This is a genomic window from Streptomyces sp. NPDC040610 (assembly GCF_055594065.1).
This window is the reverse complement of the sequence record NZ_JBVIXA010000002.1, coordinates 1,277,005-1,296,446: the sequence shown is the minus strand read 5'-3', so window position 1 is coordinate 1,296,446 and position 19,442 is coordinate 1,277,005. Positions and strand designations below refer to the sequence as shown.

General features: G+C 71.1%; 39 protein-coding genes and 1 tRNA gene. 32 read left to right on the top strand and 8 right to left on the bottom strand.

What is annotated here, in order from left to right; translation table 11 throughout:
* Window positions 1-86: 86 nt before the first annotated feature.
* From ACZ6AA_RS12200 to ACZ6AA_RS12105, 20 genes are all read left to right on the top strand, one after another.
* The gene (locus ACZ6AA_RS12200) at window positions 87-449 is read left to right on the top strand and encodes a hypothetical protein (protein ID WP_471457732.1); all 363 of its coding nucleotides are present in this window, start codon (window positions 87-89) and stop codon (window positions 447-449) included.
* 2 nt (window positions 450-451) lie between these two features.
* A complete protein-coding gene (locus ACZ6AA_RS12195) occupies window positions 452-1,279 on the top strand; it encodes a YfdQ family protein (RefSeq protein WP_471457730.1) in 828 nt (275 codons plus the stop codon).
* A complete protein-coding gene (locus tag ACZ6AA_RS12190) occupies window positions 1,279-1,575 on the top strand; it encodes a hypothetical protein (protein WP_471457728.1) in 297 nt (98 codons plus the stop codon). The genes ACZ6AA_RS12195 and ACZ6AA_RS12190 overlap by 1 nt, the downstream gene beginning before the upstream one ends.
* An 11-nt stretch (window positions 1,576-1,586) precedes the next feature.
* On the top strand, window positions 1,587-3,080 hold the full coding sequence (locus ACZ6AA_RS12185; RefSeq protein ID WP_471457726.1) for a DnaB-like helicase N-terminal domain-containing protein: 1,494 nt from the start codon (window positions 1,587-1,589) through the stop codon (window positions 3,078-3,080).
* Between the two features lie 273 nt (window positions 3,081-3,353).
* On the top strand, window positions 3,354-4,115 hold the full coding sequence (locus ACZ6AA_RS12180; RefSeq protein ID WP_471457724.1) for a GIY-YIG nuclease family protein: 762 nt from the start codon (window positions 3,354-3,356) through the stop codon (window positions 4,113-4,115).
* 47 nt (window positions 4,116-4,162) lie between these two features.
* Window positions 4,163-4,699 (top strand): hypothetical protein, encoded by a 537-nt coding sequence (locus ACZ6AA_RS12175; RefSeq protein ID WP_471457722.1) that lies wholly within the window; start codon window positions 4,163-4,165, stop codon window positions 4,697-4,699.
* A 38-nt stretch (window positions 4,700-4,737) separates the two neighbouring features.
* Window positions 4,738-4,950 (top strand): hypothetical protein, encoded by a 213-nt coding sequence (locus ACZ6AA_RS12170; RefSeq protein ID WP_471457720.1) that lies wholly within the window; start codon window positions 4,738-4,740, stop codon window positions 4,948-4,950.
* A 9-nt stretch (window positions 4,951-4,959) separates the two neighbouring features.
* Window positions 4,960-5,034 (top strand) — tRNA-Leu (locus ACZ6AA_RS12165).
* A 29-nt stretch (window positions 5,035-5,063) separates the two neighbouring features.
* Complete coding sequence (locus ACZ6AA_RS12160; RefSeq protein WP_471457718.1) at window positions 5,064-5,294, top strand: hypothetical protein; 231 nt, start codon at window positions 5,064-5,066, stop codon at window positions 5,292-5,294.
* Window positions 5,295-5,323: 29 nt separating this feature from the next.
* Complete coding sequence (locus ACZ6AA_RS12155) at window positions 5,324-5,653, top strand: hypothetical protein (protein WP_471457716.1); 330 nt, start codon at window positions 5,324-5,326, stop codon at window positions 5,651-5,653.
* A gap of 77 nt (window positions 5,654-5,730) precedes the next feature.
* Window positions 5,731-7,440, top strand: coding sequence for a hypothetical protein (locus ACZ6AA_RS12150; protein WP_471457714.1), 1,710 nt, complete (start codon window positions 5,731-5,733; stop codon window positions 7,438-7,440).
* 247 nt (window positions 7,441-7,687) lie between these two features.
* Window positions 7,688-7,972 (top strand): hypothetical protein, encoded by a 285-nt coding sequence (locus tag ACZ6AA_RS12145; protein ID WP_471457712.1) that lies wholly within the window; start codon window positions 7,688-7,690, stop codon window positions 7,970-7,972.
* Window positions 7,972-8,175 carry a hypothetical protein gene (locus ACZ6AA_RS12140; RefSeq protein ID WP_471457710.1) on the top strand — a complete coding sequence of 68 codons (204 nt, stop codon included), beginning with the start codon at window positions 7,972-7,974 and terminating at the stop codon, window positions 8,173-8,175. The genes ACZ6AA_RS12145 and ACZ6AA_RS12140 overlap by 1 nt, the downstream gene beginning before the upstream one ends.
* Window positions 8,172-8,522, top strand: coding sequence for a hypothetical protein (locus tag ACZ6AA_RS12135; protein WP_471457708.1), 351 nt, complete (start codon window positions 8,172-8,174; stop codon window positions 8,520-8,522). Before ACZ6AA_RS12140 ends, ACZ6AA_RS12135 begins: the two co-directional genes overlap by 4 nt.
* Window positions 8,519-8,917, top strand: a complete 399-nt coding sequence (locus ACZ6AA_RS12130; RefSeq protein WP_471457707.1) for a hypothetical protein — start codon at window positions 8,519-8,521, stop codon at window positions 8,915-8,917. The genes ACZ6AA_RS12135 and ACZ6AA_RS12130 overlap by 4 nt, the downstream gene beginning before the upstream one ends.
* The gene (locus ACZ6AA_RS12125; protein ID WP_471457705.1) at window positions 8,914-9,084 is read left to right on the top strand and encodes a hypothetical protein; all 171 of its coding nucleotides are present in this window, start codon (window positions 8,914-8,916) and stop codon (window positions 9,082-9,084) included. The genes ACZ6AA_RS12130 and ACZ6AA_RS12125 overlap by 4 nt, the downstream gene beginning before the upstream one ends.
* Window positions 9,081-9,836 (top strand): hypothetical protein, encoded by a 756-nt coding sequence (locus ACZ6AA_RS12120; protein ID WP_471457703.1) that lies wholly within the window; start codon window positions 9,081-9,083, stop codon window positions 9,834-9,836. Before ACZ6AA_RS12125 ends, ACZ6AA_RS12120 begins: the two co-directional genes overlap by 4 nt.
* The gene (locus ACZ6AA_RS12115; protein WP_471457701.1) at window positions 9,833-10,261 is read left to right on the top strand and encodes a hypothetical protein; all 429 of its coding nucleotides are present in this window, start codon (window positions 9,833-9,835) and stop codon (window positions 10,259-10,261) included. Before ACZ6AA_RS12120 ends, ACZ6AA_RS12115 begins: the two co-directional genes overlap by 4 nt.
* Window positions 10,254-10,757, top strand: coding sequence for a DUF6221 family protein (locus tag ACZ6AA_RS12110; RefSeq protein ID WP_471457699.1), 504 nt, complete (start codon window positions 10,254-10,256; stop codon window positions 10,755-10,757). The genes ACZ6AA_RS12115 and ACZ6AA_RS12110 overlap by 8 nt, the downstream gene beginning before the upstream one ends.
* Entirely contained in the window at window positions 10,754-10,900 is a 147-nt protein-coding gene (locus tag ACZ6AA_RS12105; protein ID WP_471457696.1) for a hypothetical protein, read from the top strand. The genes ACZ6AA_RS12110 and ACZ6AA_RS12105 overlap by 4 nt, the downstream gene beginning before the upstream one ends.
* Window positions 10,901-11,002: 102 nt before the next feature.
* Here ACZ6AA_RS12105 and ACZ6AA_RS12100 read toward each other — a convergent pair whose 3' ends face one another.
* The 5 genes from ACZ6AA_RS12100 to ACZ6AA_RS12080 form a co-directional block, all read right to left on the bottom strand.
* Window positions 11,003-11,638, bottom strand: coding sequence for a hypothetical protein (locus tag ACZ6AA_RS12100; RefSeq protein ID WP_471457694.1), 636 nt, complete (start codon window positions 11,636-11,638; stop codon window positions 11,003-11,005).
* Window positions 11,639-11,677: 39 nt separating this feature from the next.
* The gene (locus ACZ6AA_RS12095) at window positions 11,678-11,890 is read right to left on the bottom strand and encodes a hypothetical protein (RefSeq protein ID WP_471457692.1); all 213 of its coding nucleotides are present in this window, start codon (window positions 11,888-11,890) and stop codon (window positions 11,678-11,680) included.
* 44 nt (window positions 11,891-11,934) lie between these two features.
* Window positions 11,935-12,186 carry a hypothetical protein gene (locus ACZ6AA_RS12090; protein WP_471457690.1) on the bottom strand — a complete coding sequence of 84 codons (252 nt, stop codon included), beginning with the start codon at window positions 12,184-12,186 and terminating at the stop codon, window positions 11,935-11,937.
* A 96-nt stretch (window positions 12,187-12,282) separates the two neighbouring features.
* Window positions 12,283-12,627, bottom strand: coding sequence for a DUF6221 family protein (locus ACZ6AA_RS12085; RefSeq protein WP_471457688.1), 345 nt, complete (start codon window positions 12,625-12,627; stop codon window positions 12,283-12,285).
* 2 nt (window positions 12,628-12,629) lie between these two features.
* The gene (locus tag ACZ6AA_RS12080) at window positions 12,630-12,926 is read right to left on the bottom strand and encodes a helix-turn-helix domain-containing protein (RefSeq protein WP_471457686.1); all 297 of its coding nucleotides are present in this window, start codon (window positions 12,924-12,926) and stop codon (window positions 12,630-12,632) included.
* 184 nt (window positions 12,927-13,110) lie between these two features.
* On the opposite strand from ACZ6AA_RS12080, the gene ACZ6AA_RS12075 reads away from it, so the two are divergent.
* The 11 genes from ACZ6AA_RS12075 (at window position 13,111) to ACZ6AA_RS12025 (ending at window position 18,217) form a co-directional block, all read left to right on the top strand.
* Window positions 13,111-13,419 carry a hypothetical protein gene (locus ACZ6AA_RS12075; RefSeq protein WP_471457684.1) on the top strand — a complete coding sequence of 103 codons (309 nt, stop codon included), beginning with the start codon at window positions 13,111-13,113 and terminating at the stop codon, window positions 13,417-13,419.
* Window positions 13,416-13,592 (top strand): hypothetical protein, encoded by a 177-nt coding sequence (locus tag ACZ6AA_RS12070; RefSeq protein ID WP_471457683.1) that lies wholly within the window; start codon window positions 13,416-13,418, stop codon window positions 13,590-13,592. The genes ACZ6AA_RS12075 and ACZ6AA_RS12070 overlap by 4 nt, the downstream gene beginning before the upstream one ends.
* A complete protein-coding gene (locus ACZ6AA_RS12065) occupies window positions 13,589-13,891 on the top strand; it encodes a hypothetical protein (RefSeq protein ID WP_471457682.1) in 303 nt (100 codons plus the stop codon). The genes ACZ6AA_RS12070 and ACZ6AA_RS12065 overlap by 4 nt, the downstream gene beginning before the upstream one ends.
* Window positions 13,892-13,947: 56 nt before the next feature.
* A complete protein-coding gene (locus ACZ6AA_RS12060) occupies window positions 13,948-15,195 on the top strand; it encodes a hypothetical protein (RefSeq protein ID WP_471457681.1) in 1,248 nt (415 codons plus the stop codon).
* Complete coding sequence (locus ACZ6AA_RS12055) at window positions 15,192-15,383, top strand: hypothetical protein (protein ID WP_471457680.1); 192 nt, start codon at window positions 15,192-15,194, stop codon at window positions 15,381-15,383. The genes ACZ6AA_RS12060 and ACZ6AA_RS12055 overlap by 4 nt, the downstream gene beginning before the upstream one ends.
* Complete coding sequence (locus ACZ6AA_RS12050; protein WP_471457679.1) at window positions 15,380-15,586, top strand: hypothetical protein; 207 nt, start codon at window positions 15,380-15,382, stop codon at window positions 15,584-15,586. The genes ACZ6AA_RS12055 and ACZ6AA_RS12050 overlap by 4 nt, the downstream gene beginning before the upstream one ends.
* A 9-nt stretch (window positions 15,587-15,595) precedes the next feature.
* Entirely contained in the window at window positions 15,596-16,258 is a 663-nt protein-coding gene (locus tag ACZ6AA_RS12045) for a hypothetical protein (RefSeq protein ID WP_471457678.1), read from the top strand.
* A gap of 9 nt (window positions 16,259-16,267) precedes the next feature.
* Window positions 16,268-16,669, top strand: a complete 402-nt coding sequence (locus ACZ6AA_RS12040) for a hypothetical protein (RefSeq protein WP_471457677.1) — start codon at window positions 16,268-16,270, stop codon at window positions 16,667-16,669.
* Window positions 16,669-17,379 carry a hypothetical protein gene (locus ACZ6AA_RS12035; protein ID WP_471457676.1) on the top strand — a complete coding sequence of 237 codons (711 nt, stop codon included), beginning with the start codon at window positions 16,669-16,671 and terminating at the stop codon, window positions 17,377-17,379. The genes ACZ6AA_RS12040 and ACZ6AA_RS12035 overlap by 1 nt, the downstream gene beginning before the upstream one ends.
* Window positions 17,379-17,633 (top strand): hypothetical protein, encoded by a 255-nt coding sequence (locus tag ACZ6AA_RS12030; protein WP_471457675.1) that lies wholly within the window; start codon window positions 17,379-17,381, stop codon window positions 17,631-17,633. Before ACZ6AA_RS12035 ends, ACZ6AA_RS12030 begins: the two co-directional genes overlap by 1 nt.
* Before the next feature lie 296 nt (window positions 17,634-17,929).
* Window positions 17,930-18,217 carry a hypothetical protein gene (locus ACZ6AA_RS12025; RefSeq protein ID WP_471457674.1) on the top strand — a complete coding sequence of 96 codons (288 nt, stop codon included), beginning with the start codon at window positions 17,930-17,932 and terminating at the stop codon, window positions 18,215-18,217.
* A gap of 46 nt (window positions 18,218-18,263) precedes the next feature.
* Here ACZ6AA_RS12025 and ACZ6AA_RS12020 read toward each other — a convergent pair whose 3' ends face one another.
* The 3 genes from ACZ6AA_RS12020 to ACZ6AA_RS12010 are packed head-to-tail and all read right to left on the bottom strand — an operon-like array spanning window position 18,264 to window position 18,987.
* Entirely contained in the window at window positions 18,264-18,449 is a 186-nt protein-coding gene (locus ACZ6AA_RS12020) for a hypothetical protein (RefSeq protein ID WP_471457673.1), read from the bottom strand.
* Window positions 18,446-18,778 carry a hypothetical protein gene (locus ACZ6AA_RS12015; RefSeq protein WP_471457672.1) on the bottom strand — a complete coding sequence of 111 codons (333 nt, stop codon included), beginning with the start codon at window positions 18,776-18,778 and terminating at the stop codon, window positions 18,446-18,448. The genes ACZ6AA_RS12020 and ACZ6AA_RS12015 overlap by 4 nt, the downstream gene beginning before the upstream one ends.
* Window positions 18,775-18,987 carry a hypothetical protein gene (locus ACZ6AA_RS12010; RefSeq protein WP_471457670.1) on the bottom strand — a complete coding sequence of 71 codons (213 nt, stop codon included), beginning with the start codon at window positions 18,985-18,987 and terminating at the stop codon, window positions 18,775-18,777. The genes ACZ6AA_RS12015 and ACZ6AA_RS12010 overlap by 4 nt, the downstream gene beginning before the upstream one ends.
* Window positions 18,988-19,101: 114 nt before the next feature.
* Between ACZ6AA_RS12010 and ACZ6AA_RS12005 the strand changes: the two genes are divergently transcribed.
* The gene (locus ACZ6AA_RS12005) at window positions 19,102-19,434 is read left to right on the top strand and encodes a DUF6011 domain-containing protein (protein WP_471457668.1); all 333 of its coding nucleotides are present in this window, start codon (window positions 19,102-19,104) and stop codon (window positions 19,432-19,434) included.
* The last annotated feature ends 8 nt before the right edge of the window (window positions 19,435-19,442 follow it).

Below are 19,442 nucleotides of genomic sequence, written 5' to 3'. Positions count from 1 at the left end.
GCCTCGATGGGCGGCCTCCACATCCGCAACAACCCGATCACCGACCACCGGGCCACCTGCCCGGCCAACCAGCAAGGAGCCACCACGTGACCACCCAGCCCGACACCGACCACCAGCAGGCGCCCGTCGCCGCGTTCCTCGCCAGCCACCTCAACGGCCGCACCGACGAAGACCTCTCCGCCGAGTTCCACCAGCTCCTCGACGCCGTCCGCGCCCACGGCAAGAAGGGCGAACTCCGCATCACCATCGTCGTCGAGCCCCCGGCCAACGGCGTCGAGTCCGCGCCGCTCCCGATCGGCGTCGAGTCCGCGGTCAAGGCCCCCAAGCCCACCCCCGTCAAGTCCCTCTACTTCCTCGACGACGACGGCCAGCCCGTCCGCGAGGACCCCCGCCAGATGTCCATCGAGTTCCGCACCGCACCCGCCAACGACACCTACAAGGACGCCTGATCGTGACCATCACCGAACTCAGCAGCACCACCGGCGATGCGCAGACCATCGTCGACACCGCCCTCCGTACCGCCCCGCCCGTCGCGCTGGAACCCGGCAAGGTCCACGCCTTCCACACTGCGGCTGGAGTGAAGACCGTCGACCTCACCGGGCCCGAGCACACCGGGCAGCCGCCGCGGAAGGCGGGCACCACCACCGTCCGCGACACCGAAAGTTTCCACGCCTACTTCGGCAAGCACGCCGACACCGACACCGAGGTCTACGCCGACGCCGAACGCCTCACCGTCACCGCCGTCCTCGACGCCCACACCGGCGACACCGCCCGCTGGAGCGACCACCGCCTCACCCTCGCCCTGCGCACCACCGAAGCGTGGAAGCAGTGGCTCGCCCTCGACGGCAAGCTCATGTGCCAAGAGCAGTTCGCCGAGTTCCTGGAGGACCACCTCCCCGAACTCCTCGAACCCTCCGCCGCCACCATGCTGGAGATCGCCCAGTCCATCCAGGGCGTCGCCAAGGCCGAGTTCCAGTCCGGCACCCGCCTCCAGTCCGGTGAACGCAAGCTCGCCTACGTCGAGACGGTCACCGCGAAGGCCGGGCAGAAGGGCGAGCTGGTCATCCCCGAGACCTTCGTCGTCGGCCTCGTCCCCTTCGAAGGCAGCGAGGGCTACAAGCTCACCGCGCGCCTGCGGTACCGGATCAACGGCGGCCCGCTCCAGCTCGGCTACAAGCTGGAGCGCCCGGCCGACGTCCTGCGGACCGCGTTCACCGACGTCGTCACCGCCATCGGCGAGCAGATCGAGCAGCCCGTCATGAACGGGACCCCCGCCTGATGGGCGGCCGCGCGAGGGGCGGTGGCCCCCAGCGCTGCCCCTCGTGCGGCGCCCCCATCCTCCGCCAACTCGTCGGGGACCGGGCCGCGCTGAGCGTGACAGCCGACCTCACCCCCCTCACGGCCGCTGAGCAGCAGGCGCTACGGGAACCCAACCGGCTCATCTGGTGCCTCAAAACCAGCAGCCTCGGCGCCCGCCGCCTCATCTGGCTCGGCTCCACCCACCCACCCGACTGCCCCCACCCCCACGTCACCGAACACCGCTGCCCGCCCGCCGACCCCACCACCTTGTTCTGAGGAGCCAGCACGTGGACAACGTCCGCCACATCCCGCGCAACGAGGCGGACGACGACGGCCTCAGCCGAACGCCCCCCGCTGACCCAGCCGCCGAACGCGCGCTCCTGGCACGCTGCATCCACCAGCCCGCCGAGCACCAAAGCGCCGCAGAACTCATCGACAGCCACGACTTCACCGTGCCCGGGCACCAGATCCTGTGGGACGTCATCGGCCACCAGCTCTCCGAGGGCAAGCACGCCGACCCCATCAGCCTGCAAGCCGCCATCGAGAAGCTCGGCCAGCTCCGCCAAGTCGACGGTGGGGCGCTCATCTGGCAGATCTCCGGCGAGGCGGGCCCGGGCGACGCCGCGTACTACGCCGAGCTCGTCCGCGAGAAGACCCGGCTGCGGCGCATCGACGCCCTCGCCGTCCGACTGCGCTCCGGCGTCTTCACCGGCGGCAACATCGACGACCTCGAAGACCAGATCACGGGCTACGTGCAAGAGCGCACCAGCCGCGACTCCGGCGGCACCTCCCGCTTCGTGCCTGGCGGGTCGTTCATCCTCGACCGGCCGGACACCGTCCCCGCAGTCTGGGGCGAAGACGGCCAAGTCCTGTGGGCAGAAAGCGAAGCCCTGATCATCGCCGGACCTCCTGGGGTCGGGAAGACCACTCTCGGGCAGCAGGTCCTCCTCGCCGCCATCGGCGTCCGCCCCCACGCCCTGGGCTTCGCCGTGCGGCCCGCCAAGCGCGTCCTCTACCTCGCCTCCGACCGCCCCCAGCAGGCCGCCCGCTCCATGGCCCGCATGGTCACGCCCGAACACCGCGAACTCCTCGACCGGCACCTGACGTTTTGGCCGGGGCCGCCACCGCGGGACTTCGTCAAGGACCCCAGCATCCTCCTGCGCCTGTGCCAGCAGGCTGGCGCCGACATGGTCTGCGTCGACTCCCTCAAGGACATGGCCGGCGAACTCGCCAAGGAGGAAGGCGGGCAGGCCATCAACTCCGCGATCCAGCGCACCCTCGTCGAGGGCGTCGAGGTCATGGCCCTGCATCACCACCGCAAGCAGGGCGGCGGCAAGGACTCCGGCAAGGAACCCACCGGACTCGACGAGCTGTACGGATCCACGTGGATCACTGCGGGCGCCGGATCCGTCGTCTCCCTGTGGGGGGCGGCCGGTGACCCGATCGTCTCCTTCAAGCACCTCAAGCAGCCGTCGTCCGAGTGCGGCCCATGGCGCCTCAAGCACGACCACCCCCGCGGCGTCACCGAGGTCTGGCACGAGGTCGATGTCCTCGACATCCTCGCCCACGCCAAGGGGCCCCTGACGGCCCAGCAACTGGCCTGCCAGATCTACTCCCCGGACAAGGGCAAGCCGTCCGCTTCCGAGGTCGAGAAGGCCCGCAGACGGCTGGAGCAGCTCGTTGAGAAGGGGCTCGCCCACAAGATCGCCAACGGGGGTGGGCGGGGCAAGGAGTCGGGCTACGTGGCCGCGTTCAGCCCGGGCGGAGAGGTCGCTTCATGATCCTCACGGAAACTCACGCGGAAACTCACGGCCTTACTCACGCAGAAACTCACGCCACCTCACGAAACTCACGAACCCCCAGTATCCGCAGGTCAGAAACTCACGGCCCGAAACTCACGCGGGTATCTCACGCGGAAACTCACGCCCCTCACGACGATCAAGGAATCCCCAGATCAAAAACTCACACATAACTCACGCCGGAAACTCACGCACCCCCCTCTACTACGTAGAGGGAGGGGGTGCGACCGCCACAGGAATCCCACGGAGCACCCCATGCACACCACTGTCAGCCTCTACCGCTTCTACGACTCCACCACGCAGCTCCTCTACATCGGCATCACCAACCGCATCCCCCGCCGCCTCGACGAACACGGCGACGACAAGCCCTGGTACCTCAACGTCGCCCGCATAGAGGTCGAGCACCACCCCAGCCGAGACGCTGCGCTCACCGCAGAGAAGGCCGCCATCAAGACCGAGCGGCCGAAGTACAACGTCGTCCACAACCGCAACCCAGATCGCACCGCCCTCCCGGCCGGAACCGGGCGTTGGACCTACACCGGGCGCCAATCCGGCCACGAGCACCGCTCAGACCTCTTCCTGTACCCCGAACTCGACTGCTCCGCCATGGTCGACGACGTCTGGGAACTCGACGGGCAGGGCCAGTTCGAGGAGTACGTCCAGTACCTGGAGCGTGGCCACCGCGAGTGGCTGGAGAGCGACGCCGTCCCGATCATCTGGTCCGTCCACAGCGGATGGGGCGGCGGTGTCTTCGAGTCCGTCCCCTTCACCGCCTGGGGCGACGACGCCCCGTGGGGCAACTTCCTCGCCCACTACACGTGGCCCGTCGACGCCATCAACGGCGAGCCCCTCGACTGGTACGCCCTCCCCGTCGTCAACGACCGCTTCCCCGAGTTCGCCAAGGCCCTCGCCTGGACCCCTGCACCGCTTCAGCCGACGTGTCCGCTCGCCAGCATCCTCCGAAGCCGCCGCTGCGAGTACCGGAGCCCCTCCCGCCTCAACACCCGCGGCGCCTGACCGCGCCCATCCGCACACCACCCCAACCACTCAGGAGCAACCAGCCCATGACCAGCCAGCCCACCCCGCTCACCGACGAGCAGCTCGACCACATCGAAGCCCGCGCCAACGCCGCCACCCCCGGCCCCTGGGAGGAGTACTCCAAGTACGGCCCGCAGTTCTACGCCTACCTCCGCGGCCCGCACCTCCGCGGCGTGGGAACGCTGGACTTCGGCGACGGCGACGATGCCGCCGCGGACGAGGCGTTCGTGCGGCACGCCCGGCAGGACGTCGACGCGCTGCTCGCCGAAGTCCACCGCCTGAAGGGCCAGCGGAAGTACCTCATCGACCAGCTCGCCAGGCGGGACGCCGAGACCGGCCGTGCCGACAGGGCCGTCCGCGACTTCCTGGCCGCGGGTTCTGGTGAGGACGAGGGTGCCGAGCAGCAGCCAGCAGCCTGCGGGAAGTGCAAGGTCCCGTTCGACCCGGCCGACACCCGCTTCGACGGCCACGCCCAGCACCGCGACACGCCCTGGTGCCGCCGCTGTATCGACCTCTGCCACGAGTCGACGGACGCCTTCCACCGCTGCCCGATCTGCGCCTGAGCCGCGCGGCCGCCGACCCAACCCACCAGGAGCAGCACATGACCGACTGGATCTCCTTCCCCGACCACCCCACCCTCGGCCACCGCCCCGCCGAGAGCAGCCCCGCCAAGACCCGCTGCGGTCTCGATCTCGACGCCGGGAACCCCAATCCAGACCCGCAGCACGTGCACACCGGCTGTCTCCCTCGCCCCACCGAGCCCTGCCAGGTCGACGAGACCGGCGACGGGCTGTTCGACCTCGGCGCCCACTGACCCCGACCGGCCCGGGTGGCGCAACGGCAGACGCAGCCGCCTTAAAAGCGGCCCCACTTGCGGGTTCGAATCCCGCCCCGGGCACTCCCTCGCACACCCAGGAGGTTCCGACCATGGACCGGATCTACGCCAACCACCTGCCCGGCCAGCGCCTCATTCACATCGAACTCGACGAGGCAGAGGTCCACGGCCTGCTCAGCGAACTGAACCCGGCAGCGCTCGTCGGCCTGGAATTCGCGCTGCCCTTCTTCCTGATCCTCCGGGAAGCGCGTGACGACTTCCGGCGAGGCACCGACCGCCGACGAGGCGCCCCTGCCAGGCCTCAGTCCAGCACGAAGTCCTGACCTTCCAACCCGACACCAGGAGCACCGACATGGCCACCCGCCAGTTCACCCGCGAGCAGCTCGCCGCCCTCGGCGTCCCACCCGACCACCCCGACGACGTCGACTACAGCGACGTCCTCCTCGCCGACGAGCACGTCACCGTCCTGAAGTACTCCCAGCAGCGCCGCTGCATCTTCCACGCCGAGGACGACGGCAAGACGTACGCGATCACCTACGAAGCGCCCATCGACACCGGCGACTTCGAGGTCGGCGGCGCCCCCGACGGCTACGGCTGGCGCGGGCCGACGGTCACCGCCGTCGAGGTCGAGGAACGGCCCGTCACCGTGACGCGCTGGATGCCGGTCGACGACCCGCGATGAGCAGCAGGACGGCCCGCCCCGTGGCTACCGGGGCGGGCCGCACCACCCAGCACACCACGAACCCACCGGAGATGACCATGCCTGAACCGTCCGCCACAGGCCTGACGCCCACCCAGCAGGCGTACAACCTGGCCCAAGCAGAGATGTTCCAGCTCGCCGCCTACGGACACCACCGCTACCACCCGAGCGGGGAGGCCCTGACCGGCGAGGGCAAGCGGCAGCAGCGCGACTACAACGACCGCATCCAGGACGCGCGCGAGCAGCTGGAGGGAGCGCTGCTGTGCCTCGTTGCCGAGCACGCGGAGACGTTCTCCGGGCGCCGGACTGTGTCGGTGGACTGGCTGCGGCGGCTGGCTGAGGCCCCGGCCGACTTGTCGCTGCTGGCGGTGCGGCCGGATGAGCGGGACTTCGACACCGCGCCCGCCGCCGTGCCGCCTGTGCCCGCCTCCACCGGCCCGGCCGACGGTCTCACCGTGCTGCAGGCCGACGCCCTGTGGGATGCCGTCGCGATCCCCGGCCCGCACGTCCCGTCGTTCCCGGAGCAGCACGCACGGGTGTGCCGGGCGGTTGCCGGGATGCTCGCCGAGGCCACGGCCGAGCCCGAGGCGAGGCCTGTCGACGGCGCTGGCAGTGTCCGTGAGGATCTGCTGCGCGCGGTCGATTTCAACTTCTGCGTGGGCGCGCTCGGGTACGGGTCGCCGGAGGCGCTGCTGGACGCCTACGACGCATCCCGGACCGCCGTGCCGTCTGTGCCCGCCGACGCCGAGCGCCGAGACCGGTACGCGGCGGCGTTCGGCCCGAACATGCGGTTCGGCCTCCAGGACGCCGAGTTGGTCGGCGAGCCCGGCGCCGAGCGCATCAACGACTGGATCACGTGGATCACCGGCGCCGTTCTCGCGGTGGCGGACGCCGAGCAGGCCCACCTCACCGCCGAGCGAGACATGCTCGGCCGCGACACCGACCGACTCCGCCGCGACTGGACACAGATGCGCGACCGCGCCGAGCAGGCGGAGGCCCGGGTCGCCGAGCTGGAGCAGCAGGCCGCCGTGCAGCCGTCCGCCGACCGGGCCGACCTCCGCGACCGCATCGCCAGCATCCAGCGCCGTCACGCGGTCCTCGCCGCCCGGGAATGGGAAGCCACCCCGCACCAGCACGGCGCCGACGGCTGCCGCTGCCTGTCCTGCGACGACGAGCCCACCGGCTGGTTCGTTGACCACCGCTCCGCGCTCGACTGCAACGAGTTGGTCGCTGACGCCCCGAACGATTTCGGTCGGAAGCGTGGCTCGTGTGAGGCGGGGCCGCTGCTCAGCTACGAGGAAGCGGCCGCTCTGGCCCACGCGGCGGACGACATCGGCTTCCTCCTGGCCGTCCTCCCCGCGCCCGCCGACCGGGCCGCCGTCACGCCGCCTCCCGCGCTCACCGAGGAGGGCCATCTACGGGCGCGAGTCCAGGTGCTCGAAGAGGACGCCCAGCGCGACCAGGGCTTGGCCAAGGTCGGCGCTCGGTGCATGCGCGAGGGACACCAGGGCCTGATCGAGACGGGGCGCGCCACCGTTGAGGGCCACCGCTTCGCTCTGTCCGTGAAGCTCGGGCTCGGAACCGGCGCCACCTGGGATGCGATTCATGAGCAGGTCGGCGACCTCCGCCGCATGGCCGACGAGGCGCAGCAGGCCGACACCGAAGACGCACCCGTCCAGTGCTGGCACACCGAACCCGACAGCCCCTGCGACTGGAACGTCTGCCGACAGCCCGCTGCCGAGGGCGAGCGCTCCCCGGGGCCGTCGTGATCGGCGAGGCCATCGACACCGCGTTCACGCTGTTCCGCGCGTTCCTCTGGTGGATCCTCGCCGCCGCAGCCGTAGCCGCCATCGTCACGCTCGGCCTCGCGGCGCTCGTCGCGTGGGCCTGGCGGGCCCTCAGGCGGCGCCACACGGGCCCCTCCTGGGCTCGCGGACCCATCAGCGCCCGGATTCTCGCTCGACGCCGCACACGCCCCGCAGACGGCCACACAGCCGCTCGCAACCAGGGGGCCTCATGACGCTCGCCATCGCCCTCACCGTCGCGCTCGCCGTCGGCTACGCCCTCGGCCGCCTCCGCCCCCACGACCGCCTCGCCGAGTGGACCAACTGGCAACTCCGCTTCCACCTCGACCGATGGGCCAGCAAGCCCCGACAAGCCGTGCTACTCGCCCTGCTGCTGACCACCGACCCGGTCAACACCATCCGGGCCTGGCGCCACCGCCACGACCCGCCACCCCCAGAACCCCCGCCCATACGCATCCACCGCGTCAACCGGCCCACCGACGAGGACCTCAGCTGATGACCACGCCCTGCCCCAACCCCACCTGCCACGCTCACCGGCGCCCCGGCCAGTACCTGTGCCAGACCTGCTGGCACCAACTCCCCGCCCTGGCACGGCGCGCACTCTCCCGGCGTGACCCGCGGGCCATGGCCCGCGTCCGAGAACTGCACGCCCAACTCGCCGCCCGCACGCCCCTCCACGAGATCAAGGTCAGCCCATGACGATCACCCCCGCCGACGAACTCCACGCCGCCGCCGAGAAACTCCGCACCCTCACCAACGCCGTACCGCCCGCCCCCTGGACACAACGAGGCATCGGAGACCACGGGTTCACCATCCACATGGGCGACCCCCGCCCCGGCCACACCTACGACGTCCTCGACACCCGCATGGACAGCGAGGAAGGCCGCTCCCTCGCCGCGTACATCGCCGCCATGGACCCCACCGTCGGCCTCGCCCTCGCCGACTGGCTGGAGGCCACGGCGAGCAGCACGCACGACGAGGGCAGCGCCTTCCTCGACGAGGCCCTCGCTGTGGCCCGCGCGGTCAACACCGGGAGCCAGCCATGACGCCCCGCCGCCGCACCGCCCTCGCCTGCTACACCGGCGCCGCCCTCCTCGCCACCGGCGCCGCGTACACCGGCCACCACGGCCACGCCATCCCCACCGTCGGGCTCGTCTACGGCGCCCTGGTCCTCGCCTGGTGCGGGCGCTGCGACGCCGCCGCTGACCGCCGCGCGCGGGCCCTGATGCAGCGTGCCGAGCGCGCCGCCCGGCCCGCACCTCCGCCCCCGCCCGCCCCGTGCTGCTCGTTCTGGCAGCACTCCGACGGCGCCATCCACGGACCCGACTGCCCGCGCCCGGCCGCCGCCCGCACGCCCCGGGACGGGGCGCCGCTCGACGCTCACGAGCGGGCCGTCATCGCCGACCTGGAAGCCCACTACGACGACCGGAGCGCCGCATGACCGCCCCTTCGTCCACGCCCCGGGGCGAGCACGCCCCACACCCCGGGGCGCTGTGGGAGCAGCACCTCGTCCACGTCGAGCAGCACACCACCGACGACACCCCAGCACCCCGCCCGAACCGCGCCACCCGCCGCGCCATCCAGCGCGCAGCACGGAGGAAGAAGTGACCAACCAGCTCACCCTCCACGTCACCGTGGACACCACCGACGCCCAAGACCTCACCGCGCGGGTCGCCCGCGCGGTCGGCGAGACCCTCCGACAGGAGCTCGTTGGTGAGCCCGTCGACGTACCCGCCATCACGCAGGCGGCCACGAGCTCGGCGTTGAGCGAGATCCTTACCCTCAGGCCAGTGTCGTCTTGCTCAGACCCGATCGAGTGTGACCACGAAGCCGCCCTCGGCCAAGCCGAGGCCGCCCTCGCCCGCGTCCGCGCCCTGGCCGAGCAGTGGGCTCACACCGGCCAAGACCCGAACGCCTGCCTCGACATGGACGCCGCAGCCGAAGCAGTCCTGGCCGCCCTCGACGAGCAGCCCGTCCCGGCAACGTCCGAGCCTCACACTGGCCTCATCATCGACCGCTACCGCACCGACCGGGGCGAGATCGCCTGGTGCTTCCGCTGCTGGGGCACCGACACCTGCGACGGCTGGCTGTCCCTCGACCACTTCAGCCAGCAATCCGCCGAGCGCGCCCGTGACCGGCACGTGTCCGAGGAGCACGCCGAGACCGGCCCGGCAGTGACCCAAGCGACCGAGCCCGACGACACGGACATGACCGAGGCCGACATCGACCACGCCATGGCCACCGGCACGCCCGTCACGATCGTCCCGCCGCCCCGGCCCGCCCACGACGAGGGCCCGAGCGTCCGCGAATGCGCCGACGCCGACCGGAACCACGACGTCGAGATGGGCGGCGACCGATGAGCGTCTGCACCACCTGCCTGAAACCCGGCATCCAGGACCACAAAGAGCACGACTGCCCCGGCCTCGGCGAGATCCAAGTCACCCGCCAGCGCGGGCGAGGCGTCATCGTCGACCACGCGCCCGCTCGCGCGCTCCTCGGTCTGCAAGTCATCCGCGACCTCACATTGCCCGCGAGCATCGGCGAGGTCGGCGACCCGGATCTCGTGAACATCGCGGATCAGGTTCTGTACCGGGTCGTCGGCTACGACGTCGAGCGCGCGTCGCTGGTCGTGGAGTTGGTGGAGGACTGGCGGCCCGCGCCGATGGCCAAGCTCAGCGAAACGGACATAAGGGAATTCGAGTCGCGGTGGCGGGCAGCGTACGGCAACCCTGAAGCCGCGCACCCAGTGATCGAGCTGCATGATGAGGAGGGGTCCGGTGCCTGACCTGCACGGCTGGATCACCCAGCAGATCCGCCAGCGCGAAGAACGAGCCCGACGGGCCAGTAACGACCTCCACCACGTCCTCGGCCAGGTCGAGTACGTAGACCGGGGCGTTGAGCACGACGAGCGGCACATCGAACACCACAAGCCGCCCGAGGTGCTGCGCCGGTGCGCGGCCGACCGGAAGATCCTCGAAGAGCACCGCCCCCAAGGCGGCGGCTGGCCAGGGCACTACGCGTGCGAGGGCTGCGGGTACGACGGCGGGTACTGCCCCGGCCCGATCACCGAACACGTCAACGACTGCCCCACGCTGCTCGCCGTCGCCGAGGGCTACGGCCTCACCGACGAGCAGCGCGCCGCGCTGGATCGGCCCGAGCCCGAACGCCCCGAGCCTCAGCCCCCGGGCTACCTCGCCGCCCTGATGCGGCTCATGGACGCCAAGCCAACGAGCAGCGTCCCGGCCGCCCTGCGCGGCCCGAACTGGAAGGGCGCCCCATGACCACTCTGCTCAACGCCCTGCCCCTGCGCGCCCGCTTTCGACTGGCAGTGCACAGCCAGATCGACCGGGCTGGCTGCTGGCTCACTGGGCACGGCCACCCCCTCGTGGCCGAGCTGCTGTGGCGTGCCTGCCGGATGTGGTGAGCTGCCCGGTCCTGCCCGCCACACGTGGGACTCTGGCCGCAGGAGTCCCACCACTCCACCCCGGGCGCCCGCTACGCTCCTGAAAGGGGCGCCCGCTCAGCACTACTCAAGATCTCCTAGAGACTGCAGTGTGAACGTTTCCCTGTGCGTCGCAGGCGCACCAGCGTCCGTCCGCCACTGCACCCATTCCTCGATCACGTGGCGGTAGTACCTCAAGTAGTCAGGCCCCGAACCGTACAAGGCCCTCGGCTGTTGCTGAAGTTCGCGCCGCTCCCGCTCCAGCTCGTGTCGAGCCGCCGGGAACTCCAGAACCACTCGTTCGCCAGGCCCAACACGGTCTGCTGCGCCCTCGACCTCCTCCTCGTCCACCGTGACCCTGGCCACGACCTGATGAGCAACACCGTTACCCCGCCGCCGGAGCTCGTACTGGCCTGGTCCTATCCATTTGCCCTCCCAGGCCACGTCCGGGTTTTCCGTCTCTCGCCGCTCCTGGCGCAGGACCACCTCGTTCACCTCACGCACGAGCGTGTTGGCCTCCTCGGCGATCACGTTGGAATGGCGGGCGATGGCGTTCGACTCGTCGCTCTTATCGTTCGCTCTCGCCGCGAGCTTGTTGGCCTTCTCGGCCTCGCCGTTCGCCTTCTTGGAGTGCGCGTTCCCCCTCCAGGCCACTACGAAGGCGGCAACTCCCGCGACGCCCCCGACCCATCCGCCAGCGTCTCCCCAGTCGATAGGCATGGCGCGCAGCGTAGTGCCGGGTGACCAGCGCTGACCCGCTCAAGGCTCTTCGTACTGATGCGCCCGCCCACCGCGCCATTCCACCCATGCCGCGTCATCGAGCAGCTGCTCGCCATCCGGCAGCCCGGCCCGCCGCAGGAACTCCAGGAGATCGGCGTCCGAGTGCGCGAGGCCGAGGATCTCGTCCCGCACCGTCACCCGCCGGCCGCCCGACGGCGATGGCGGGTGCACGACTATCGGGGCAGCGGTCATACCTCCAGCGTGCGCTGGGCCCGTGAATCCGGCACGCCGAGCCCTTACTCGGCCGAGTCCTCCTCCGCGTGCCGTACGGCCCGCTTCACGGCCTGCTCCAGTTCGTACCGCGACATGGTCATGCCGTCGCGCGCGGCATGCTCGGTGACCGCGGCCTGGAAGCGCCCGGCCGCGTCCCGCCAGGCGCGCCACTGCGCGTCGTACGCCTCGCCGTCGAGGCCAGCGAGCGCGGCGCGCGCCTCCTCGGCGGAACGTTCCAGCTCGATCAATTCATCAGGGAGGTCTCTATCAGCCACGTGGCCAGATCCTAAGCCGCGTCACGCACCACGCCAGCCGCGCGCCGCACGACACACGAAAGCCCCGGCACGTCGCCGGGGCTCAAGCGCGTGCGACTACGGCCGCCACTCCTCGCGGTACCCCAGCCGGTCCGCGTACGGCAGCGCGGCCAGCCGCACGGCGTCGCCGAGCGCGCTGGCGTACCCGTTCGCGTACTCCACCTCGTCGACGTCGTTGGCTGAGACGTCGGCGTACTTAGCGAGGAGCTGCCGCTTGGCGTCGATCTCGCGCAGCACCCGCGCCGGATCGTGGACGACCACGTGCGCACGAACTTCGGGTGAGAGTTCGCGGCCGTAGAACGCGAACCCATCTGCATCCCACGCGCCATCGCCGGGACAGGCCCGTGCGATCCGCTCGTCCTCGTCGTACTGCTCGCCGAGCCACTGCACGAGATCATCCACCGCTACTCCTCCCCGCCCTCGACCCGCGGCCGGTCCTTCCCTGACCCCTTGTAGCCGCGCAGCAGATCTTGAACGGTGCTCGGCTTCACCCCCAGCCGCTTCGCGATCCCCCGGACCGACTCGCCCTCGGCCTTCATCTGGTTCGCGAGCTCGGCCCTCTCGGCAGTCCATCGAGCCGCGCGCTCCCGCGTCGCCGCCGTGATCTGAACCTGTGCGCGTGACCGCGCCTCCGGATCGGCGATGCGTTCAACGGCATCAAGCGCATCGAGCACCCGCTCCACCTCCTCCTCGTCAGCCACGCCCGCACCTTCCTGATTTGGCGGGCCTTCACCAGACGCCTGTATGGTGACCGCACGACTAGTGTATGGTCACCGTACAGCACGTGGTGAGAGCCCGCGCTGAGCAACAACAAGGCCCCGGCCCGGAGTTACCGCTCCATATGGGCCGGGGCTGCCCACCCTCACTCTGACGAAAGGGCAGGCAATGCCCGAGCGTATCGATCAGCCCCCTGAACAGCCCACCCCCACGCTCCCCGCACCTTCGTACGCCGCACAGGTCCTCACCTACGCGGCCGACGTGCTGGAGCAGATGGGCGCACGCCGCCGCGCCACCGAGGCCGCCCTCCGCCGCGCGGTCACCATCGCGGTCGCCAAGCTCCTCCACCACCTGCCCACCACCGTCGCCGACGAGGCCGCGGCCCGCGCATGGGCGGCGATCCCCGCAGGCGTCGAGGGCAACACGCACGGCGTCCAAGCCCGCGTGCTGCGCGGCGCGGCGAGGGGGCTGCGATGAGCGAGCAGCCCGCCGGCCCCGTGCGGCCCGTCCCGGTTGTCCTCGACGCGGCGGCGACCGCGGAGGAGCTCCTCGCGCGGGCCCGCCAGGACTACCTGGGCGCGCAGGGCAACCGCGACGCCCACCACCACGAGGACCGCGTCCAGCCCTGGCAGATCGGGGACCCGACGTGACCGACTCCGCCGCCCTCGCCACCGCCCTCCAGAACGCCGCCGAGGCCATGCACAACGACCCCACCCTCGACGCCGTCGCCGCCCTGTGCCACGCGATCTGGGACACCCCCGACGCCCCACCGTCCGGCGCCCCGGACGACATCGACGTCTACACCGACGCCATCAGGGCCATCGCGAAGCGCTGCGGCATCCCCATCGTCGACGTCCCCGCGCTCCCGCACGGCCGCGCGCAGATGGCCGCCCGCATCGAGGCCGCTCGCTACCGCATCGAGGCCGCCCGCTACCGCTCGTACGGCTGACCCACCCGGCCGGGCCCCACCCGCGCGGGCCCGGCCCCTCCACCCGGAGCCACACCGTGAAGACCCGCACCATCACGCGCACCCGACAGGTGCCGCACACCGTCGACGGCCACACAGAGATGGTCGACGAGCAGTACACCGTCGAGACCCCCCAACCGCCCCGCGACTGGGACCAGATCGTCCGCCACACCGTCACCGTCCTCGCCTGCCTCCTCGTCGCCGTCTCACTGACGTGGACAACCGCCAGCATCGGCGACCTCCTCTCCATGGCCGTCACCCCCGCCGTCGCGTACGGCGCCGGCATCGCCTTCGACACCGCATGGATCCTGTGCATGGCCGTCGAATGGCTCCTGCGCTACCACCCCAAGCGCGCCACACTGCCCCGCCGCGCCGGACACTGGGCCCTCGCGGTGTCCATGGCCGCCGTGTACGCCCACGGCCACCTCACCGGACAGTGGGTCGTCGGCGCGGCAGGAGCCGCCGTGTCCCTGCTCGCCAAGGGCGGATGGACGATCGCCATGCGCGCCCACGCCCGCCCGCTCGACCCGCGCACCGAGCAGTGGGTCGCCAAGCGTCGCGCGGCCGTGGACGGCCAGCTCGCGATGATCCCGATCCGGCGTGAGCTCCAGCGCGGGCAGGGCCTAGTCGAGGCTGAGCGGCTCGCACTCGGCCACGCCGAGGAACAGCCGGACGCGGCGCCTGAGGAGAGCATCGAGCCCGCTCACCCGGCCGTCGAACTGCGCGGCACCCCCGGCACGCCCGTCGAGGACCCCACTGCCCTGCATGGCAGTCCTGCCGTGTACTTCCTCGCCAGCGGCAACCACATCAAGATCAGCGCATCTCCCGGCCTCCCCGACCACAGCAATCTCCTCTGCGCCGTCCACGGCGGCCACGACATCCAACGCCGCATGCACGCCCTCTTCGCCCCCTACCGCATCGGCGACACCGACTGGTTCGAGAACACCGGCGACCTCGCCTCCTTCATCGACCAGCACACCCACGCATCACCTGATACGCCCGATGAAGCGGCCGACGCATCACCAGATGCGGATGACGCGAACCCTGATGCGCCCCAGGCCAGCGGCCCGACACCGCCCCCGATTGCACTGCCGCAAACCTCGAACAAGACCGAGCTGATCCTCCACGCATCATCCGTGCTGCAGCCTGATGCGCACGCACGCCCGGCCGACATCGCGCATCTCCTCGCGCGGAACGGCCACGCCGTCGACACCGCGTACATCCGCACCGTGCTGTCCCGGAACCCGCGGCCCGCCGTCGGGAAGGGCGGGGGTGGCTACTCGTGACCGGCCCCACCGAGACCGTCCTCGCCCTCGCCGCAGTCGTCTCCCTCGGCGTGCTGATCATCCTCACCGCCGCCGCCCCCGGCACCCGCTACCGGCCCGTGCTCATCGTCCGCGCCGCCGCCCTCACCCTCGCCGCAGCGTGCGTACTCGGCCTCTGCCTCCTCCGAGCAGCCGGGGGCAGCCCGTGAGCACCAGCGTCCTGCGCGATGTCGCCGACGCCTGGCACCTGTTCGTCCTCGCCGGACTCGCCAGCCCCACCAGCTCCGTCCTCACCGAGTTCATCGCGCTGTTCCTAGCCCTGTCCGCCGCCGCGCACGGCCACCGGCGCCCCGCCGCCACCCTCACCGCCGCCACCGCCACCGCAGCGCTCACCGCCCACCTCATCCACTAGGACCCCGCCATGGCCATACCGCCCGGACCCGACGAGCTCCGCATCCGCGGCATCCTCCGCCGCGCAGGAGTCGGCCCCGACGCCCGCCCCGCACCACCCCCGGACCCCCCGGACCCGCCGGACGACACCCCGCCCGACAGCCCTGCGGCAGACGACCTGCGCGAACAACTGCACCTCGACGAGCGGCCGACGCCAGCTCCCGAGCCCGCCAAGGACCACCGGCGCCCCTGGCACCGCACCGCCCCGCCACCGGCAGCCGAGGAGCCGACCGATGGCGCGGACCCGCCGCCGGAGCCCCACCCCCAGCAGCCGGACAAGAACCCCAAGCCCCGGCGCCGCGCCCCCATCGCCCCGCCGGTCCCCAGCCCCCGCCAGTCCCTCATGGACGCCTGGGACGCCATCCCCGGCCGCCTCAAGTGGCTCGGCTACCACGGCAGCGCCGCCTACCTCGGATGGGAGATCGGCCTCGTCCAGCTCTCCACCGACGTCGCCGAATGGATCGCCGACCACGGCCTCGCCGACCCGCAGTCCGTGTTCTGGCTCGTCGTCGCCTTCCTCTGCGTATGCACCTACCGCAACACCCAGCACTGGTGGGGCCCCGTCGCCTGGCTCGGCGCCGTCCCCGCCTCCTCCGCCGTCGTCGGCGCCCTCCTCTACGGCAACCCCACCTAGGACCTGACCATGACCATCTTCGGCAACCTCACCCCGGTCGGCCTCGCCGTGGCCCTCACCGTCCTGCTCCTCGTCGGCATCCCCGGCGGCGGCAAGATGAAGCCCCTCGGCTGGTGGTGGACCCTGTTCTTCTCCATGCTCGCCGGGTCCGCGTACGCCGCCGCAGGCGGCATCTTCAAGATCGTGCCCGACCTCGTCGGCAGCCTCGTCGCCACCACCCGCGAGATCATCCCAGGCGTCACCATGCCCGCGCTCGCGCTCTGCCTGGCCATCGTCATCCTGTGGAAGAAACTGACGACCAAGCAGGTCGGCGTCCTCGGGATCATCTTCTGGTACGTCGCCTCCGGCGCGGGCGGGTCCTGGAGCTACCTCTCCGACGCCATCGCCAACGTCCAGCAGAGCACTGCCTGATGAAACTCCCCAAGATCAACAAAGCGGGGGAGAAGACCACCCCGACCCGGCGGCCCAGCCTCTTCAGCCTGTTCCTCCTCGGCTCCGGCACCCTCGCCACCCGCATCCGCACCCGCATCGGAACCGCCGCCGCATGGTGGGCTGGCGCCGTCACGACGTGGGCCTGCCTGTACTACCGCCCGTGGGCCCTCACCTTCCTCGCCGTGTTGTGGTGCGGCGCAGCATGGATGCACGCCCCCGCCCGAGAGGCCGCCGAACTCGCCGCCCGGCCTCGGCGCAAGGCCACCCCCGAACCCTCCGACGAACCGCTCAGCGAAGCGCCCCCCGAGCCTCCCGCCGAGCCCGAGGACAGAGCCGTACTGGACGCCGTCCGAGAGGCCGTCGGCGACGACCGCGGAGCCCTCCTCACAGCCCTCTGCGCACCCCTCAACCGGCCCTCCACCCGGGCCGTCCGCGAGGCCCTCGCCGAGGCCGGCATCCCCACCCGCGCGGGGGTGCGCACCCGGGCCGGGAACGGGCCCGGCGTCCACCGCGACGACCTGCCGCCCCCGCCCCCCGCCCCGACTCCCCCTCCGGTTGGGGGTGTTGTCGCAGATGAACGCGCCAACACCAACACCAACAACACGCCCGTGGTCGATGTCCGAGAGGGGATGTCGATCATCAAAGACCCGGCCGACGCACACCGCCTCCAACAGAGCCGGAGCACGTGATGCCGTACCTGTACCGGTGCGATCAGTGCCGCACCATCGGCCCCGCCAGACGTGACAACCGCGAGGACGCCGAGGCCGACCGCGACGCCCATCGGGACGCGGCGCACGGCGGCCACCGCCCTGCCGACGGCGACCACATCGACCGCGTCCACCACGAAGCCCGCGGCGACGGGCTGCTGCCCTCCGGGAGTTGCCTCGCCGTCCTCGTGCTGCTCGCCCTGGTCCTCGCGGACTGCATGGGCGTCGGCCACTGACCGAACCCGAGACAGGAGCACCACCATGCGACGACGCCTCATCTGCATCATCCTCGGCATCGACTTCACCACGATCTACTGCGCCCGCTGCGGCGGCTACTACCCTCGCACGCACTTCCCCTGCATCTGACCCCACCCGCAGGCTGACGGCCTGCCACACTGGAGACTCACGCCGGGTCGCGCCCGGCACGAATGCCCCGCCGCGCCACTCCGTCGCCGCGGGGCATTCGGTATTCCCGCCCGCGCGGGCACCGTGCGTCGCTACGATCCGGCCCTCAACACCGCTTGGGGGGACCATGCGCCGCAGCACTCTCATCGCCGTCATCGCCTCCGTCCTGCTCCTCGTAGGGGGCGGCGTGTGGTGGCTCAGCAGGCCGTCGTACGACGACATCGCCGACGACTGTGTCACCGCACTGAAGGAGCGGCCGAAGGGCGACAAGGGGAAGCCCGCCGCGTGCGACGGGCTGAAGGATGAGGACTACGACGCGCTGCTGGTGTCGCACGTCCTCGATGATCTGGGATGGACGGACGACGAGGGTCGGTTCGACAAGAACAAGATGTTGGAGGACACGCTCGACGACTAGCGCGTCGCGCAGCGGCCCCGCTCCGGTGGTCCGGGCGGGGCCTTCGTCATGCGGTGGGCTTGCGGTAGGCGTTCAGACCGCGCCCGGTGTAGTTCGCCGAGGTCTCCATCGTTGGCCCGTTCCAGCCTGGCGACAGGATGACGCGCTCCTCGTCGGGCGCGAGCGGTGGCGGTTCGGGCATCGTGCCGCCCCCGCGGCGGAGGACGCGACGGAGAAGCGCTGTCAGGCTCATGGCGTAGGCTCCTCGTCCGGGCGCACCGGGCCCGCGCTGGCGTTGAGGTACGCCCGATGCTCGCGCACCCCTGCCTCGTCGTATGGCGCGTCCACCCCGATCTCCTCGTGGATTCGCTGATACACGCCGTCCTCGATCAGCTCGATGTCCAAGGCGGTCCACGGTGTCGGGCCGACGAGCGGCGTGATCGCCTTGATGCGCTCGACGATCCAGTCGCACTGCATGGACCAGTTGCCCTTGTAGGCGCTGCGGCGCGCAGTCTGGAGGTCGGTCCAGAGGCAGGACAGTTCCTCAGTTAGAGCCGAGCGCAGGGCTTCGACCTCGCTCATCCGGCCTTCTCCTCGCTGCTCTTGACGAGTCGTCGCAGGTACTCGCGTGTCCAGCCGGTCACCTTGACCACGGCGGCCTGTGCCCCTCGCTCGTCGGTCGAGCGGAGAAAGGCGACGGCTTCGGCTTGCAGGTCGATGCGTGCGGCTTCGAGGGCGGTCTCGGCTTCTCGGTAGCGCTGGGCTGCGAGTTCGAGCTTGGCGGTGTCCATGGAGACGAGTCTCCCACAATATTGGCCAATCAAGTAGGCCAACCTTGTTGCGTATAGCCAACTCGATATGCCAAGCTTGTTGGCGTAAGGGGAAGTCGCGCCGAGGAGGCCACCATGCAGACCACCACCCACACCAACTGCCTCCGCTGCGGCCGCACCCTCCGCTCCACCAAGAGCCAGGCCACCGGCTACGGCCCCACCTGCGCCCGCCACATCCGCAACGTCAACGTCGACCTCACCGACTACAAGCCCCACCAGGTCGCCAGCGCCCGCGAACTGATCGCCGACGCCGCGATCATCCCCCTCCGCAGCGTCGTCTTCATCGCCGTCTCCACCGACGGCACCGAGACCTACCGCACCGCCCCCACCGCCTGCACCTGCCCCGCCGGGCTCAAGGGGTCACGGTGCTACCACCAGCTCGCCGCACGCCTTCTGCTCGCCGCCTGACCCGAAGG

Excerpts from the sequence above, each read along its gene's own strand:
- ACZ6AA_RS12025 (WP_471457674.1), top strand. The coding sequence starts at position 17,930 with ATGCGCCGCAGCACTCTCATCGCCGTCATCGCCTCCGTCCTGCTCCTC.
- ACZ6AA_RS12175 (WP_471457722.1), top strand. The coding sequence starts at position 4,163 with ATGACCAGCCAGCCCACCCCGCTCACCGACGAGCAGCTCGACCACATC.
- ACZ6AA_RS12095 (WP_471457692.1), bottom strand. The coding sequence starts at position 11,890 with ATGACCGCTGCCCCGATAGTCGTGCACCCGCCATCGCCGTCGGGCGGC.
- ACZ6AA_RS12155 (WP_471457716.1), top strand. The coding sequence starts at position 5,324 with ATGGCCACCCGCCAGTTCACCCGCGAGCAGCTCGCCGCCCTCGGCGTC.
- ACZ6AA_RS12030 (WP_471457675.1), top strand. The coding sequence starts at position 17,379 with ATGCCGTACCTGTACCGGTGCGATCAGTGCCGCACCATCGGCCCCGCC.
- ACZ6AA_RS12130 (WP_471457707.1), top strand. The coding sequence starts at position 8,519 with ATGACGCCCCGCCGCCGCACCGCCCTCGCCTGCTACACCGGCGCCGCC.
- ACZ6AA_RS12125 (WP_471457705.1), top strand. The coding sequence starts at position 8,914 with ATGACCGCCCCTTCGTCCACGCCCCGGGGCGAGCACGCCCCACACCCC.
- ACZ6AA_RS12040 (WP_471457677.1), top strand. The coding sequence starts at position 16,268 with ATGACCATCTTCGGCAACCTCACCCCGGTCGGCCTCGCCGTGGCCCTC.
- ACZ6AA_RS12010 (WP_471457670.1), bottom strand. The coding sequence starts at position 18,987 with ATGGACACCGCCAAGCTCGAACTCGCAGCCCAGCGCTACCGAGAAGCC.
- ACZ6AA_RS12070 (WP_471457683.1), top strand. The coding sequence starts at position 13,416 with ATGAGCGAGCAGCCCGCCGGCCCCGTGCGGCCCGTCCCGGTTGTCCTC.
- ACZ6AA_RS12020 (WP_471457673.1), bottom strand. The coding sequence starts at position 18,449 with ATGAGCCTGACAGCGCTTCTCCGTCGCGTCCTCCGCCGCGGGGGCGGC.
- ACZ6AA_RS12190 (WP_471457728.1), top strand. The coding sequence starts at position 1,279 with ATGGGCGGCCGCGCGAGGGGCGGTGGCCCCCAGCGCTGCCCCTCGTGC.
- ACZ6AA_RS12100 (WP_471457694.1), bottom strand. The coding sequence starts at position 11,638 with ATGCCTATCGACTGGGGAGACGCTGGCGGATGGGTCGGGGGCGTCGCG.
- ACZ6AA_RS12005 (WP_471457668.1), top strand. The coding sequence starts at position 19,102 with ATGCAGACCACCACCCACACCAACTGCCTCCGCTGCGGCCGCACCCTC.
- ACZ6AA_RS12115 (WP_471457701.1), top strand. The coding sequence starts at position 9,833 with ATGAGCGTCTGCACCACCTGCCTGAAACCCGGCATCCAGGACCACAAA.
- ACZ6AA_RS12140 (WP_471457710.1), top strand. The coding sequence starts at position 7,972 with ATGACCACGCCCTGCCCCAACCCCACCTGCCACGCTCACCGGCGCCCC.
- ACZ6AA_RS12045 (WP_471457678.1), top strand. The coding sequence starts at position 15,596 with ATGGCCATACCGCCCGGACCCGACGAGCTCCGCATCCGCGGCATCCTC.
- ACZ6AA_RS12145 (WP_471457712.1), top strand. The coding sequence starts at position 7,688 with ATGACGCTCGCCATCGCCCTCACCGTCGCGCTCGCCGTCGGCTACGCC.
- ACZ6AA_RS12135 (WP_471457708.1), top strand. The coding sequence starts at position 8,172 with ATGACGATCACCCCCGCCGACGAACTCCACGCCGCCGCCGAGAAACTC.
- ACZ6AA_RS12150 (WP_471457714.1), top strand. The coding sequence starts at position 5,731 with ATGCCTGAACCGTCCGCCACAGGCCTGACGCCCACCCAGCAGGCGTAC.
- ACZ6AA_RS12105 (WP_471457696.1), top strand. The coding sequence starts at position 10,754 with ATGACCACTCTGCTCAACGCCCTGCCCCTGCGCGCCCGCTTTCGACTG.
- ACZ6AA_RS12170 (WP_471457720.1), top strand. The coding sequence starts at position 4,738 with ATGACCGACTGGATCTCCTTCCCCGACCACCCCACCCTCGGCCACCGC.
- ACZ6AA_RS12180 (WP_471457724.1), top strand. The coding sequence starts at position 3,354 with ATGCACACCACTGTCAGCCTCTACCGCTTCTACGACTCCACCACGCAG.
- ACZ6AA_RS12035 (WP_471457676.1), top strand. The coding sequence starts at position 16,669 with ATGAAACTCCCCAAGATCAACAAAGCGGGGGAGAAGACCACCCCGACC.
- ACZ6AA_RS12075 (WP_471457684.1), top strand. The coding sequence starts at position 13,111 with ATGCCCGAGCGTATCGATCAGCCCCCTGAACAGCCCACCCCCACGCTC.
- ACZ6AA_RS12015 (WP_471457672.1), bottom strand. The coding sequence starts at position 18,778 with ATGAGCGAGGTCGAAGCCCTGCGCTCGGCTCTAACTGAGGAACTGTCC.
- ACZ6AA_RS12160 (WP_471457718.1), top strand. The coding sequence starts at position 5,064 with ATGGACCGGATCTACGCCAACCACCTGCCCGGCCAGCGCCTCATTCAC.